Here is a 14,896-nt window from a genome sequence, read left to right as displayed (position 1 = left end):
CACGATCATAAGTGACTTAGAATTAATAGAAAGCGTTACGATGAATTTAAAATTGATGAACATAACACTTGGCTTTCATTACCTATCACCTGCTTAGATAGCTCCGGTAAGGTTCTTTTAATTCCACATCCTCGTACATGAAACTGTTCGATAGCGAGTTCGCTTCAGTTACTTATTTTTCATTCCCCATTATCGTTATATACTTTGCGTACACTTCAGGGATTGTTACTTGTTTTCCCGAAGACTGATAAGTTTTTAATCCCTTGACGGTTCCCCAAAAAGTAATCATTTCATTTTCAAGCAGATGGCTTTTTTTGTTTGCATTTCGGTAATTCACGACTATCGCATTTTTCCAAACGCCGTCTATACTTTTATCGACGTTCACTTTAAAAGTAATGTTGTTCCCATGTTCAATAATTTGAATAACTTTTCCTGTGAATACAACCTTTTTATTTTTGTAAGCACCAGGATTTTTCGCCAAATTTAAGTAATGAATTTGTACTGCTTCATCCATATACTCCTAGAAATCTTCTTTGACAGGAGCAGCCCCAGCCGGGGTCTTTTTACTTTCTTCTTTCATATTTTCATTATTAAGTGTTTCGTCCGTCCCCATAGACCAAAATATTGCTGGAATCACAACGAATAACACCAGGTGAATGAGCGAGGATATACGATTTTTTTCGATATATTTCGCATCACGGTTTTGTCTTATCTTTTCATATTTCTTCATCTGTTAACAGCTCAACACCGCGCAGCTGACCGATTTTTATTGATCTAGCCTGATAAAATCGGATATTCCAAAAGTACAAGCATAAATGACAAATATAGTAATAACAATGAGAAACGTTGAAATCTCACCTATTTGCAGATATACATACAACCCGAGCCGAGCTTCAGCTTTCAGCAAAATACTGAGTTTTGGTTTTCTAAAAAATATCGAAAGATGACTGACAACACTTCCGCTACGATAAACAGTTCCCAATGATATGCCAGAATCGCAATCCTAAGCCCATTCTCCTTTCATTCTATTTATGCTGGCCCGCACTTTTCTTTGAACTTGGCAGCTTTTAATGGATTCGATTTTCAACTTGATTTATCCAGTTTAAATCCGCCTCTAAATGCAATAAAATACCGGTGATCAATAAATATTTGCTTTCGTCACCTTGAAGGAGCAGCTCTGTTTTTAATTTGGTCAATTCCATCACTTCTTTAATCACCACCGCTTTTTGCTGTTCAAGCATTTTCTTTTCCTGAGCAAAATTAATTTTGCGGGCACAGCTCCATTTAAAGAAAAAATCTTCTTTTGTCGTGGTGTATGGCACCGGTTCCAGCAACCATTTTTCCAACTCATCTTTACCTTTTGGTGTTAACTCGTATAATTTTCTTTCCTGATCGTCCATTCCTGCGGACGAGACAAGTTGATCACGAATCAGGCGATCAAGCGTAGTATAGATCTGACCGGGATTAATTTTGCCTTTAATGCCAAAAAGGGAATCCAATTCTAATTTCAATTCGTATCCATGATGTTTTTTTTGGTATAACAATGTCAAAATTCCATATTTAACTGACAAGTTGTCAACCTTCTTTCAGTGATGATTGGATATCTATTTTGCTGGCACTTTGGCTTGCCATCCAAGCGGCGCATAGACTCAACACAACACCGGATATCACTGCCATTATCATATTGCTATATGGCAGCCGGAAAGACATAAATCCGTCCATGAGTTCTGACTGACTTGTTACATAGATTAAGATCAACCCAGCTGCTATTCCTCCGATAACTCCGGATAACCCAACGAGCAAGCCTTCGGCGATAATCATATTTCTAACCTGTTGTTTAGTAAACCCAAGAGCACGCATCGTTCCGATCTCGAAAACGCGTTCCAGCGTGTTCATCAAAAGGGTGTTGGCTGTGCCGATACTGGCTAACCCGATGATCATAAACAGCAACATCAAGATCAGTTCATTCATACCGGAAATTGTTGAAGTAGTGGACTCAATTTCATCTTCAACCGTTTGAACCTTTGACAGATGATCGCGGAAATCAGACCATACCCGATCTCGGATGGAACTGGTCGCTTCGTTGTCAACAGTAAGCAGCAAATCAAAGCCTTTTGTCCATCCAAATTCCTCCTTGAGACGTTCCTCATCCATAAACGCGACATAACCGGAATAATGCGATGTTTTGACAACTCCAACCACCTCATAAGATTGTTCACCATTTGGCGTATTCATCCGAATGCTCTGCCCGATCTCCCCGCCCCATTCATCAAATGCGCGTTCACCAAGAAGCACAGCATTTTGCTGTTTTAACCGGTTATACAGTTTTTCCTCATGTTGATCGGCAAATAACGACGGACCATCTTCACTTACGGCAAAAACAGAAAATTGTCTGCTTACGCCGTCAACCGTTTCCCACGTAATCGGGGTCGCTTCCATTAATGGCTCAACGCCTAGAACTCCATCATAAGAACGCAGTTTCGTTATATCTTCTGTAGACCAAGGCGCTTCAGACGTAAGTCTCATATCTCCCCCATACGTATTCCTGATTTCTTGTTCATATCCTTCCGGAGCTGATTCCACCACCGCACCTAGCAATAAAATAACCGAAATTCCGATGCCGAGTATCGCGGCCGTATTTGCATTTCGATTGATTTGTTGAAAGAGGCTTTTGGCAGCCAAACTCCCCGCATAATGAAAAAGAAAATTTAAAACAGGCTTTATAATTCTGCTTAAACCGGCCAACAACAAAGGAAACAAAAGAATGACACCTGCCAAAACGGCTGCATAAGTTACAGAGTGGTCGATAAACACAAAGCATAGAAGCACCAAGCCAACTACAGCTCTAATCAGCAGAGGTCTTGATGATTCCTTCGATTGGCTGGCCATTTTTAACGTCAATAAAATCGATGTTTTGCCTGCATGATAAATAGGGAAAAGCGAAAACAGAACGGGGAACAGCACTCCAACAATCACCGCCATAATCGCCGGCAATCTCCAATTTAAAGTATAAACTATATCAAATTGGAGCATGCTGAGCAGTTCCTGCATAAACAGATCACCGAGCCATATACCAAGAGGAACACCGATGACTGTACCGATCAATGACAAAAGTACGATTTCAATGAGCACAAGCTTAGACACAGAACGTTGTGTGTAGCCGAAGCTTTTCATTATAGCAAATTCTTTTTTTCTTTCGATCACGCTTGTATAAATTGTGTTAAAGACAATAAAACCGCTGACTAACATCGATAAACCGGCAACAATATAAAAGAAGGTATAGAGGCCGCTAATATCGTTGTTCTGAAGGTCATCTGCTACAACAGGCTGTATGAACACACCTGACCCACGGAACTGCTGCTGTAAGGAATGAAAGAGGTCCTTGCCATCGCCGTTGACCTGAAACCGCATATAAGAAATCTCATCATGTTTGCCTGTCCATTCTCTTAACATATCGAGTGGAACTAAAACCCGAAAACTAGTTGATTCAGCACTGTCCCAATCACTAGGACTTGCAAGCAGCTGCGTATACTCAACAATAGCAGAAACTTTTGCCTCTCCCAAACCTTCAAACCGAACCGTATCCCCAACCTTTTTTCCTAAAAGGGTTGCAACAGTTTTCGGCAATATGACCCCTTTATTATCCAAACTGCCTTTAATCACAGGAAGAACCAGTAACGGGCTGTTTTGGTCACTGACTCCGATAATTCGTACAGATCTTTGACTTAAAGAGTGATCGTCTTCAAGTTCAAAGAACGCTTGCTTTTGGAGAACAAGCAGCATATTCGTAACATCGGGATCATCTTGAACAGGCTCAATCATTTTTTCCGGATAAGTATGCTTATCGCTTAAAACCCAATAATCTGCATTGGCTACATACATATCTGTGTAGTAATTAAAAACGTCTCTAGTTGTTCTATCGGCTACCAGCATAGCGGTGATAAAAGATGTTCCCAGTATAATCGCAAACAAGGTAAAGAAAAAACGCTTTTTGTTATGAGTGATATTACGCCATGAAATTCGCCAAATATTTAGCATAGTCGCCCTCCTCCCTCGATACCACCTGATCGATGCCTCCGTCCCTGAAAAGAATAATCCGGTCCGCAAATCCGGCTGCAAAAATATCATGAGTAACCATCACGATCGTTTGTCTGTTTTCACGATGGAAGACTGTCAATAGCCGCAGAATTTCTTCTGCATTCGCTCTGTCCAAATTCCCTGTCGGTTCATCCGCTAATAAAACAGTCGGGCTATTTACGAGTGCCCTGGCGATAGCAACACGCTGCTGCTGACCGCCACTGAGCAAGTTGGCGCGTTTGCGATGAAGTCCTTCCAATCCTACCGCCTGAATCAATTCTTGGATCACCCGACTCTTCTCCTTTGTCAGTTTGCCGTCGGCATGAAGTGGAAACGCAATATTTTCTTCTACAGTTAAAGTCGGAAGCAGTTGATAATTTTGAAAAACGAACCCCAGTTTTTGTCTTCTGAATATCGTTCTTTCTTTTTCGCTCATCTTATTTAAATATTTCCCGTCAATTTGTATATCTCCAGCGGTCGGTACGTCAAGGCCTCCCATCAGCTGCAGCAAAGTGCTTTTTCCGGAGCCACTGGGTCCCATTATTGCTACGAATTCGCCTTTTTTAATATTCAAATCGACGCCTTTCAACACCCGTGTTCTCTCTTGCCCCTGCAAAAATTCTTTAGTGAGATTGCTAACTTTAATCATAGCGTTCGCTCCATTCTATTATTCGTATTGTCAAAAATTTTCATATAAAATCACTATATTTCATTATCGTCAGTGCCTCGCTCTATCAATTGTCCACAGCGCGACGCTCCCTCCGATTTTCTGTATGCCACCAGCACCGAAAATAGTGTGTAATCGTCTTAATGGCTGATAGAACAAATGACCTACCTTTTGGTTTAGGTTAGCCCTTAAAACCCTCCACAGATGAAGTGAACTCTGAATTCGACAATGGTTTTAAAAACTTTTTGGCATGCTTTTCTGTTCCCTTTGCCCTTGACGTCAATGTCAAAACTATTGGCGCTTTTGCCAATAGTAATTGCATGGCATTTCCACCTAATTAATGGAAATAACTATGAACATCTACTGAGTTTTCAAGGACTTTTGACACTACCTCAATTATTTCATCTGCTTTTATACACTCATTATATACTAAGTATATATTATAAACAAGCGGATTTATTGTAAAATCATTATTGAAAGTTATTTTAAAGGCTAAAATAATATATATCTAGTATATATAATTTCAATATATGATTAAGTTCATACGAATGTGAAAATTCATTTTCGGTCAAAAAATCAAGTTGACAGTCTACAGGTTCATTACTGGGATTGTGTGTCAATCACAGAAAATGGTGAAGAGACAAAATCAGAAGTATAGTCATAGAGGATAATCAAAATATCGTGACTAAAAATAAAAACACATGTGTAGCTGAAGAGTAAAGTCCATATCATTGTGTAAAAAAAGAAAAAGAGTCATGCTGCTTCCCCTTTGACAGATAAAAACAGTACCACCAAGAGATATGCAAACATGACTCAATATCATATTACCGCAAATAATGAACTTTTGCACGGGTTATTGATGCGAGACAAAGGATTACCAAGCTGCTTAAGCAAGTCGTGAAGCAACTTCTCTAAATATTCGTAACTTTTTCTTCCGTTTCCAAAATTCCATACCGTTCTTTTTCAATTTCCCGCTTGCGTGTTCGGTGCCAAGGCAATCCCGAACCGAACAATCCTAAGGGCACTAAAAATACGGCCAGTATAAATGTAATGGTCGGTCCGATTGACCAAGCGAGTTGGGTTGCTCCCACTCTGAATGCCTGTTTATCTTTTTCAGAAATTCGATCAAAACAGAAAAGCAGATGGCAAAGAAACTGTCGTTTACTCTTTTTTTCGGGACTTTTCAGACAGCTCTTACTATGTTAGTATGTTTTGGTCTTTATTGACATGGAGTTTTAAGTTAGTTCAAAAAACAGATAGTCGAAAAAAGCTGCTGCAGAACATGTTATAATATGATATTCATGTACAAATATGAACAATAAAGGTGGGATTCGTCATGAGATTTGGCATTATAGGAACAAACTGGATTACCGACCATTTTATAAAAGCTGCAAGCGCACACCCAGAATTCTCCCTCGGCGCTGTTTATTCGAGAACAATGGAAAAAGCAAAAATGTTTGCCGAAAAATATCAGATAAAACACGTGTACACCAACCTTGAAGAAATGTTTCAAAGCGGCAATATTGACGCCGTTTATATTGCATCCCCCAACAAATTCCATGCCGAACAAAGTATTTTGGCCATGAAAAATAGAATTCACGTTCTTTGCGAAAAGCCGGCAGTAACGTCCGTGCAAGAAATGGATGAGGTCATTCAAACGGCCAAAACTTACAATGCCATGTTTATGGAAGCGATGAAATCAACCGTTACACCGACCTTTTTAAATTTAAAAAAACATCTTGACGAAATCGCTCCGATCAGACGATTTGTTTTCCATTACAATCAATATTCTTCACGATATGATAAATATAAAGAAGGAATTATTGAAAATGCCTTTAAACCGGAATTAGGAAACGGTTCGAAAATGGATTTGGGTGTATACTGCTTAGCACCGATTGTTCATCTAGTCGGCGAACCAAAATCCATAGTAAAAAATCACTATTACTTATCCACCGGTGCAGACGGTCAAGGAAGTATGATTTTAAATTATGATAATTTTGAAGCAGTCGTAATGTATTCCAAAATAACAGACTCCTTTTTCCCTAGTGAAATCCAAGGAGAAAAAGGTGTTATTGAAATTGACAAAATCAGTGATCCGAAGAAAGTTGTCATCAAATATCGAAACGGTGAAATAAAAGATTTGACCGTGGAACATAAATTTGAAACGATGTATTATGAAGTAGAAGAATTTATAAACTGCGTGAAAAACGGCAAAATTGAATCCGATATAAATAGTCATGAACGGACAAAACAAGTTGTGAAGCTGTTGACGATGTAGTGAAATTCCTAACGCCAGAGGAAAAATGCTAATGAAATGAATCGCAATCGACTTAGACGTCACAATTTTAACAAATGATCATATGATTAGCGAAAAAAACCGTGAAGCAATTGTAAATGCACAAACAAAGACAAAGCCTCTTTACCCATTTAAAGGCAGAAGAGGCTTTCTGTTTTTCTTTCCGCTATTTTCTTTTCCGCACGTTCAATCATTGTTGGCACGTCTCTTTTGAAACATAAATAATTGGCAATTTGGCTGTATGATAAATAATGGCCTCCAGACGTCAAACAAACTTCTCTCTTTCGTCTTGCTTGCAATTCCTCATAGTGAAGATAAAAACGGATACGGGCATCACGTCATTATTGGTCATGGAGACTTGCAATTCCTCATAGTGAAGATAAAAACCCCAAAAAAGTGTTATATACGCATTTCATTTTTAATGCTTGATTGATTATTTCCAGGGAAACTTTGCCAATCCTTTGATTTGCATCGGTTCAACAGAGATTTTTGCACGATTGGGGGAGACGACAGTTGGCATATTCAAATCACTGAGACCGTCTTCTGTAAAATAACCACCATCTCGGAATATGAACTGATTTTTGTCGCGATTGACGGAGAAAAATATTGAAAAAAATGGCTTGACTTAAACATCCAATTCGGTAGAATAGAAAAAATATTGAATCTTTAAAATTTTGAAGTTAGGAGACTAAACTAAAATGATGTTACGATTTCACTATGCTTGGGTGATTTTATTTGTCACGTTTTTATCTCTTTTAGCTGTTCAAGGTGTTCGTCTTTCTTTCGGGGCTTTTGTTGAACCTTGGGAAAGGGAATTTTCAATGGACAGAGGGACAGTATCGCTAATTTCGACATTAAGCTTTATCGTTTATGGACTTTCCCAACCATTTATAGGAAGGTTAGTTGATAAATTTGGGCCTCGTATAATCCTTTCTGTCAGTACTTTTTTGGTGGCAGTTAGTATTCTATTAACAGCTTTTGTCCATCATCCATGGCAATTGTTTATTCTATATGCCATATTTGTATCACTTGGGGTTGGCGGAGCGTCAAACGTGGCTGCAACAGTAGTCGTTACAAACTGGTTTAATGAAAGACAAGGATTTGCTTTAGGGATTGTCGAAGCAGGGTTTGGAGCCGGACAAATGCTGTTGGTACCAGGATCTCTATTATTAATTCAATGGTTGAATTGGAAAGCAACGGTCATCATCTTGGGATGTTTTTTAATGATTGTTGTGTTTCCAATTGTCCTGTTAATTTTACGAAACCATCCTAATGAAAAAGGTATGTTGCCAATTGGCGGAATGGATCAAGAAGAAAGCACAACTGAACAGCCAAGTAAATTCAATGATTTTTCAATTTGGGATGCTTTCGTAAAAAACAATTTTGGTTCTTGATTTTACCATTTAGCGTTTGCGGTTTTACCACTACAGGTTTAATGGATACACATCTTATCCCTTATGCCCAGTTGTGTGGAGTTCCAACAAGTGCGACTAGTGCAGCAGTAACTATATTGGCTGCTTTTAATATTATAGGAATACTATTTTCTGGTGTGTTAGCAGATCGCTGGAGCAGTCGAAAAATGCTCATCTGTCTATATGTTATACGGGCATTATCGTTGTTTATTCTATTCTATAGCTATAACCCTCTGCTTTTAATTATTTTCGCTATCGTTTTTGGATTGGTTGATTTTTCCACTGTTGCTCCTACGCAATTGTTGGTCACGCAATACTTTAAACAACACTCTGTTGGTTTTATCATTGGTTGGCTATCTTTCAGCCACCAAATTGGATCAGCACTAGGAGCCTATGTGCCGGGTTTACTATACAGTTACCACGGGAATTATAATGTTGCTTTTTATTTTTCAATAATCATATTAGTCATTTCAGCAATCCTCACCTTCTTTCTTCCTGAATTTTCTAAAGAAAAGGTAACGATTTAGGAGAAGGCATCTATGCGATTTTTTGGAGACCTCGAACCTGTTGTCACTCGGCAAAAAAGCTGAACAAATTCGTAAGACTGACCTATTCATTTATTTATTGGGCCAACCTCAATATTCGCAGATCCCCTGTTCACATTTTTATTTGCCTAACCAAACTTCCTGTTTCGGTTTTCCGACAAGTCCTTTAAGGCTGCAGATAACGTGCTAAAAAATTTTTTGAAAACTTTTCACGGAACATGATTGCAAAATGGAGGATACGGAAAACGTTCAAAAAAAAGCTGTCCAGAAAGTCAAAATCCATTGAAAACGAAACATTATAAACATTGATATATCAACGTTTCTAAAACATTAAAGGGGCGTTTATAAGCCGGAAAATCGACTTATTAGACAGCCCCCTTACCCTTTCCATCATAACTTCAGCCATTGGCCAAGAGCCTTGGAAGCCCGTATGCGCCCGTTGTCAAATACCAATTTCCCCCGTTGAAATGTCGCAAGGATTTTGCAAGGAAATGTATGATTGACATATAAACTATGCTTGTGTTTTTGAAGCAAACTGTTTTTCTCGACTGTGAAGGAATCTTTTAAACTTATAATCACAAAATCTGCGTCTTTTCCTTTTGCAATTTCCCCTTTTTTCCCGTCCAATCCAAATCGTTTGGCGGGTCTAGCAGATGTCCAATGAATCAGCTTCGGAAAAGGAATGCGATAGCGAACCGCTAGTTCGATCATCGCCATCAATGTAAATTGCCCCCCGCTGATTCCTCCCCAAACATTGAAAAAATTCGTTTCATCTTCTTTCAAGCTCCATGGCGACGGGGAATGGTCGGATGCGACAAAGTCAATCTGATCTTTTAAAAACAAATCAACCAATTTTTTTTGGTCGCTTAATTCGCGCAATGGGGGAGCGCATTTTGCAACCGCTCCAAGCTTTTTCGTATGTTCATGGTCAAACAAAAGATAATGCGGGCACGTTTCCAATGTGACATCAAGTCCTCTTTTCTTCGCTTGCTGGATTTCTTCAACGGCTTCTGCACTGCTGATATGAACGAAATGCAAAGAACAGCCGGTCTGTTCCGCAAATGTAATGGCTTTTCTGACAGCTAGCCATTCCGCAGCAATCGGTCTTGATTGCAAATAATCGTCCGGACCGAATTTTTCTTGCCGCTCTTTTTCTCTCTGCAAAAATTGCACCATTGCACCGTCTTCTGCATGAAGAGCCAAAATTTTACGCAAGCCGGCGATCGTTTTCATTCCATTCAAGAGCGTATTATCATCAACCGCTGCGAACTCTTTATTGCCGCTCGGAGACATGAAAGCTTTAAATCCGACAACTCCTTTTTCGGCAAGAGGCGCTAAATCATTTTCATTGCCCGGAACAAGCCCGCCCCACAATCCAAAGTCAACGAATGACTTTTCCTCGCCTATTTTTCCTTTTTGTCGAAGAGCTTCAAGATCAGTTGTAGAAGGGACACCGTTCAGCGGCATATCAAAAAACGTTGTACAGCCGCCCGCTGCAAGCATAGATGAACCTGTTGAAAAACCTTCCCAATCCTCTCTGCCCGGTTCATTGAAATGAACATGGACATCAATCAATCCGGGAAAAACGTAATGGCCTTCCGCATCCCAAACGACATCGGCTTCCCCGTCAATGTCATCGCCAATTTCAACAACAATGCCGTCTTTAACAGCTAAATTTGTTTTTTTCACTTCGTCATGAAACACAACGCTGCCGTTTTTGACTATAAGATCGTAGATCATTTTTATCAAACTCCATTTAAAATAAAAATTTTTCCATCAGTGCTTTTTTCATGTTATTTGTTATTCATAAGTTCCGGTTCAACTTCTTCTAATAATGAAAAATCAATATAATCTTTCTTATTTGGGATATTTTTGATATTTCCTACACTCAATAAATATTCTCCTACTTCAGAACCATTGCTTTTGTTCATAAAGGAATCGTCGACTTGCATTGTATAAACATTTCTATTCATAATTTCCTTTAACTCGCTTTCTTCTAAATGAAGTTCAGGCGCTAAAATTTTAATTGCTTCTTCTCTATTCTTATTAATGTAATCTGTAGCTTTTATTAAAGCCCTAATGATTGCTTTTACCGTATTCGGATTTTCTTTTAGGAAATCATCCGTTACTTGCAGTGTTGTATGAACACTCATCCAATCAACAGATTTTTCTTTTCCATCAAAATTGTCAACCGTACCGCTAAATAGTAGTTTTCCTCCGCTATTGATAGCCTTCGTTATAAACGGTTCCCAAGCAGCCATTGCATCAATATCACCTTTTTCAAGAGCAGTTAAAGCATCGCTAGGAGCTAGGTTCACAAAATTTATCTTTTTTATGTCAACATTATAATCGTTGGCCATATTTTGAATGGCAATCATTACATCAGCACCACTAGGAATACCTATTGATTTTCCTTCCAAATCTTTTGGAGAATTAATTTCAGCATGCTTGCCCGCTACGACCGCTTGTGTTCCTGCAATTTGTGCAAGCGGAGCTACGATTTTCACCTTAACGCCTGAGGAAGCTAAAATAATATCCATAAAATTTGTTTGTAAACTAACCGGAGCACTTCCACCAGCAATCATAGGTCCAATATCTGGTCCGCTTTCAATTAATTGGTTTGTTACGTTTAGCCCTTCTTCCTTAAAAAATCCTAACTTATCTGCAATGATTTGTTGTGAAGAAATTTGCGCATCTCTTACCCCTACTAATGTTATATCCTTCACTTCTAGTTCATCACTCGCTTTATTACTATTTTCACTAGTTGTTGTCGAACTGTTTGAACCGCACGCAACGATTGCAAACATTGTCAAAAAAACTAGGCAAAAAAGAAAAATTTTTCTCATTTATAATTCCTCCCTTATTATTTTTCTACAGCATTTTCAAATCCGCCTGTTCTCCATTTCAATAGTTTTTTCTCAATCACTTTTAATAACAAGGAAAAAAGACTATATTCAATACCTATTAAAATAATAGCTACATACATATTTAAAATTTTCATATAGTTTCGAGCGTCCACAATAATATACCCTAAACCACTTTTTGCACCCATCATTTCTGAAACCACTAATGCTGAAAAAGCCAATCCTAAACTTATTTGACATCCAGTAAAAATATTTGGTAATGTTGACGGAATAATAATTTTCTTAAATATTTGTCTATCATTTGCGCCTAAGCTTAATGCAGAACGAATATAAGAAGAATGAACACTTTTAATTCCATCAATTGTATTCGTCATAACTGGAAAAAATGTTGTCCAAGCAATTAATATAATTTTTGGAATTTCGCCAATTCCGAACCAAATAATAAATAAAGGCAGCAACGCTAAAGCTGGAATAGGACCGATCATGTTAAAGACAGGCATAAACCAAAATTCAATCTTCTCTACCCTTCCTATCAATAATGCGGCAATCACCCCGAGAAGAACTCCGATTGCAAAGCCAATTACTATTCGGATCGTACTCGACACAATACTGTCTATAATTAATCCTGAATGAAATAGTTCTACACCATTTAGAAATATAAGTGAAGGCGGTGGAAAAAAAACGGGATTTACTATGGAAAAATTTATATTTAATCTTGTAATGACTTCCCATAAAACAAAAAAAGCAATTATTGGAATAGCATGTAAATATTTTTTATTTCTAACCTTGCCCACTTTTTTCGTATAGACAGAAACTGCTTCTTGTCTGGCCGCCATATTTTTCATAAGCTTCCTCCTAACTAGCTGACAAAATGCTCTTCTAAATTCTCCATCAAAATACTAAATTCAGGATCACGATAATTTCGAGGACGGGGTAAATGAATCTCTAATTCTGTAGCAATCATTCCATTTTTCATGACAATCACTCTATCTGCAAGATAGACAGCTTCAGCTAAATCATGGGTAATAAATATAATAGTAGGCTTTACTTCTTTCCATATACGAATTAGTTCAGTTCTCATATTTTCACGGGTAAACATATCTAACGCTCCAAAAGGCTCGTCCATTAACAAAATTTCAGGTTCTCCGGCTAAAGCTCTTGCAATGCCGACGCGTTGTTTCATACCTCCTGAAAGTTGTTCAGGATAATGGTTTGCATAGTCTGATAAACCAATTAATTCTATATAACGTAATGCTTTTTCCAATGCTTTCTTTTTTGGCATCCCTTGCACGATTGGTCCAAAAGCGATATTTTCTAAAACAGTGAACCAAGGGTATAGTGCATGATCTTGAAAAACGACTCCTCTTTCCTTGGAAGGTTTTGTTACAAAAGATCCGTTTACCTTAATCACTCCTTCATCTGGTTTAATAAATCCCGCAATCAAATTTAATAGAGTTGATTTTCCGCCGCCACTGCTTCCCAATACACAAATAAATTCATGCGGTTGAACAGTAAGGTTTATCCCTTTTAAAACAAGATGATCATTATAAAACTTTTTTACATTTTCAACTATCAATGTCATATTTCTCATCCCTTTATGTAACTTTTATTAACGCAAAATGAAACTATATTGGTATATTATACGTAATTCTTTGATTTATCCACTGTCAAAATAAATAAAAATTAAAAAAGATTTTGTGTAAAATATCAAAAATTAAAAAAATCGAACAACTGTTTTTGGTAACAATTGTTCGATCAACATGTTAAAAAGTATCATAAATATCTAAGATGATACTTTACTTTTTTGTTTCCCATACATATTCAGCGCTGCTTGTGCTCCTTCACCTCTGTTTATGCGAACACCGTGATAGATGAGAACTGCCTCCAATGCTGTCAGCAGCTTGAGAATATTTTCTTTGCGGCAGCTGTAGCCCATTGTACCGATCCTCCAGATTTTTCCGTGGAGCGGGCCAAACGAGCTGGCAATTTCAATCCCGAATTCATCCAGCAGCATGCGGCGCACGGATTCTCCATCGACGCCCTGCGGTATGTTGACGCATGTGACGGTCGGCAGTTTAAAGCGTTTATCGCCGAACAATGTGAGCCCCATTGCTTCCAGCCCGGCCATTAATGCCCGTTCATGGAGGCGGTGGCGTGCAAATCGATTATCCAATCCTTCCTCCATAATAAGCCTCAAGCCTTCACGCAATGCGTAAAGCATTGATGTAGCTTCCGTATGATGATTTAATCGCCGCGGGCTCCAATAATCTTGAAGCTGGCTTAAATCAAAATAGTTGCTAATAATTGTTTGACCTGTGGCCATTTGCTGATCCAATTCCGTCCGAATTCCTCTTTCTACCTTTTTACGCGACAAAACGATTTTTTCAATTCTGTCATTATATGTGATGGGAGCCATCCCTGATGGAACCGATAAGCATTTTTGCGTCCCGCCGATCACGCCGTCAAGCTGCCATTCGTCGACATTCACGTCCGTTCCTCCAATTGTCGCAACCGCATCGACTACAAGAATTACATCCATCTCCCGGCAAGCTTTCCCGATCTCCTCAAGCGGCTGCATGCACCCCGTTGAGGTTTCCCCATGGACGATCGCGACTATTTTCGGCTGAACCTTCTTTATTTCTCTAATTACATCCTCCGGGTCAAACACCGTTCCCCATTCACGCTCAATTGTAGTGACATCAGCCCCGTAACGTTCGCATATTTCGGTTAATAAATAGCCGAACCGGCCGTATATCGGGATCAGCACTTTATCGCCCTGTTCGATAATGCTCGCCAGCATCGCTTCAATGCCCGATCTGGAGGTTCCATCGATAGGGAACGCCCATTGGTTGTCCGTACGAAATAAATAGCGAAGCATTTCCATTACTTCATTCATGATCGAAGTAAATGCAGGATCAAATTGGCCTAAAATCGGCGTACTCATCGCCTGCAAAACTCTCGGATCGACTTCAACAGGCCCCGGTGTCATGATCGTTCTATTAGGTGTCTGTAGAGGCAGAAATTTCATTTCGTCC

General features: G+C 38.9%; 13 protein-coding genes and 1 pseudogene. 3 read left to right on the top strand and 11 right to left on the bottom strand.

Annotation, left to right across the window (positions count from 1 at the left end; translation table 11 throughout):
* Window positions 1–172 precede the first annotated feature (172 nt).
* The 6 genes from NST97_RS01535 to NST97_RS01510 form a co-directional block, all read right to left on the bottom strand.
* Window positions 173–514: a hypothetical protein gene (locus tag NST97_RS01535; protein ID WP_339212509.1), complete on the bottom strand. Its 342-nt coding sequence runs from the start codon at window positions 512–514 to the stop codon at window positions 173–175.
* A 6-nt stretch (window positions 515–520) separates the two neighbouring features.
* Window positions 521–730: a hypothetical protein gene (locus NST97_RS01530; protein ID WP_339212506.1), complete on the bottom strand. Its 210-nt coding sequence runs from the start codon at window positions 728–730 to the stop codon at window positions 521–523.
* Between the two features lie 337 nt (window positions 731–1,067).
* Window positions 1,068–1,571: a PadR family transcriptional regulator gene (locus tag NST97_RS01525; RefSeq protein ID WP_063386906.1), complete on the bottom strand. Its 504-nt coding sequence runs from the start codon at window positions 1,569–1,571 to the stop codon at window positions 1,068–1,070.
* A 4-nt stretch (window positions 1,572–1,575) separates the two neighbouring features.
* Window positions 1,576–4,038, bottom strand: coding sequence for an FtsX-like permease family protein (locus NST97_RS01520; protein WP_341342821.1), 2,463 nt, complete (start codon window positions 4,036–4,038; stop codon window positions 1,576–1,578).
* Complete coding sequence (locus tag NST97_RS01515; RefSeq protein ID WP_066249014.1) at window positions 4,007–4,726, bottom strand: ABC transporter ATP-binding protein; 720 nt, start codon at window positions 4,724–4,726, stop codon at window positions 4,007–4,009. Before NST97_RS01515 ends, NST97_RS01520 begins: the two co-directional genes overlap by 32 nt.
* A 929-nt stretch (window positions 4,727–5,655) precedes the next feature.
* Window positions 5,656–5,835 (bottom strand): hypothetical protein, encoded by a 180-nt coding sequence (locus tag NST97_RS01510; protein ID WP_340881292.1) that lies wholly within the window; start codon window positions 5,833–5,835, stop codon window positions 5,656–5,658.
* A 245-nt stretch (window positions 5,836–6,080) separates the two neighbouring features.
* Between NST97_RS01510 and NST97_RS01505 the strand changes: the two genes are divergently transcribed.
* From NST97_RS01505 to NST97_RS01500, 3 genes and pseudogenes are all read left to right on the top strand, one after another.
* Window positions 6,081–7,022, top strand: a complete 942-nt coding sequence (locus tag NST97_RS01505; RefSeq protein ID WP_063386903.1) for a Gfo/Idh/MocA family protein — start codon at window positions 6,081–6,083, stop codon at window positions 7,020–7,022.
* Window positions 7,023–7,062: 40 nt separating this feature from the next.
* On the top strand, window positions 7,063–7,254 hold the full coding sequence (locus NST97_RS19165) for an HAD hydrolase family protein (RefSeq protein ID WP_445684587.1): 192 nt from the start codon (window positions 7,063–7,065) through the stop codon (window positions 7,252–7,254).
* A 484-nt stretch (window positions 7,255–7,738) separates the two neighbouring features.
* A pseudogene (locus tag NST97_RS01500) lies at window positions 7,739–8,979 on the top strand (MFS transporter).
* Window positions 8,980–9,387: 408 nt separating this feature from the next.
* On the opposite strand, the gene NST97_RS01495 reads toward NST97_RS01500, so the two are convergent.
* From NST97_RS01495 to NST97_RS01475, 5 genes are all read right to left on the bottom strand, one after another.
* Window positions 9,388–10,737, bottom strand: coding sequence for an allantoinase (locus NST97_RS01495; protein WP_341342820.1), 1,350 nt, complete (start codon window positions 10,735–10,737; stop codon window positions 9,388–9,390).
* 53 nt (window positions 10,738–10,790) lie between these two features.
* The gene (locus tag NST97_RS01490) at window positions 10,791–11,843 is read right to left on the bottom strand and encodes an ABC transporter substrate-binding protein (RefSeq protein WP_144597876.1); all 1,053 of its coding nucleotides are present in this window, start codon (window positions 11,841–11,843) and stop codon (window positions 10,791–10,793) included.
* Window positions 11,844–11,860: 17 nt separating this feature from the next.
* The gene (locus tag NST97_RS01485) at window positions 11,861–12,706 is read right to left on the bottom strand and encodes an ABC transporter permease (protein WP_339195139.1); all 846 of its coding nucleotides are present in this window, start codon (window positions 12,704–12,706) and stop codon (window positions 11,861–11,863) included.
* A gap of 14 nt (window positions 12,707–12,720) precedes the next feature.
* The gene (locus NST97_RS01480) at window positions 12,721–13,443 is read right to left on the bottom strand and encodes an ABC transporter ATP-binding protein (RefSeq protein ID WP_066249032.1); all 723 of its coding nucleotides are present in this window, start codon (window positions 13,441–13,443) and stop codon (window positions 12,721–12,723) included.
* Between the two features lie 201 nt (window positions 13,444–13,644).
* Complete coding sequence (locus tag NST97_RS01475) at window positions 13,645–14,889, bottom strand: pyridoxal-phosphate-dependent aminotransferase family protein (RefSeq protein WP_339195136.1); 1,245 nt, start codon at window positions 14,887–14,889, stop codon at window positions 13,645–13,647.
* Between the last annotated feature and the right edge of the window lie 7 nt (window positions 14,890–14,896).

Origin of the sequence: Aeribacillus sp. FSL K6-1305 (genome assembly GCF_038050115.1) — a bacterium.
Classification (GTDB): domain Bacteria; phylum Bacillota; class Bacilli; order Bacillales; family Aeribacillaceae; genus Aeribacillus; species Aeribacillus composti.
Note: the sequence above shows the minus strand (reverse complement) of the source record. Positions and strands in the feature narration are given on the sequence as shown.

Bases quoted from the DNA above. Each gene is read 5' to 3' on its own strand.
- NST97_RS01535 (WP_339212509.1), bottom strand. From the start codon at position 514: ATGGATGAAGCAGTACAAATTCATTACTTAAATTTGGCGAAAAATCCT.
- NST97_RS01530 (WP_339212506.1), bottom strand. From the start codon at position 730: ATGAAGAAATATGAAAAGATAAGACAAAACCGTGATGCGAAATATATC.
- NST97_RS01520 (WP_341342821.1), bottom strand. From the start codon at position 4,038: ATGCTAAATATTTGGCGAATTTCATGGCGTAATATCACTCATAACAAA.
- NST97_RS01515 (WP_066249014.1), bottom strand. From the start codon at position 4,726: ATGATTAAAGTTAGCAATCTCACTAAAGAATTTTTGCAGGGGCAAGAG.
- NST97_RS01505 (WP_063386903.1), top strand. From the start codon at position 6,081: ATGAGATTTGGCATTATAGGAACAAACTGGATTACCGACCATTTTATA.
- NST97_RS01495 (WP_341342820.1), bottom strand. From the start codon at position 10,737: ATGATCTACGATCTTATAGTCAAAAACGGCAGCGTTGTGTTTCATGAC.
- NST97_RS01490 (WP_144597876.1), bottom strand. From the start codon at position 11,843: ATGAGAAAAATTTTTCTTTTTTGCCTAGTTTTTTTGACAATGTTTGCA.
- NST97_RS01485 (WP_339195139.1), bottom strand. From the start codon at position 12,706: ATGAAAAATATGGCGGCCAGACAAGAAGCAGTTTCTGTCTATACGAAA.
- NST97_RS01480 (WP_066249032.1), bottom strand. From the start codon at position 13,443: ATGACATTGATAGTTGAAAATGTAAAAAAGTTTTATAATGATCATCTT.
- NST97_RS01475 (WP_339195136.1), bottom strand. From the start codon at position 14,889: ATGAAATTTCTGCCTCTACAGACACCTAATAGAACGATCATGACACCG.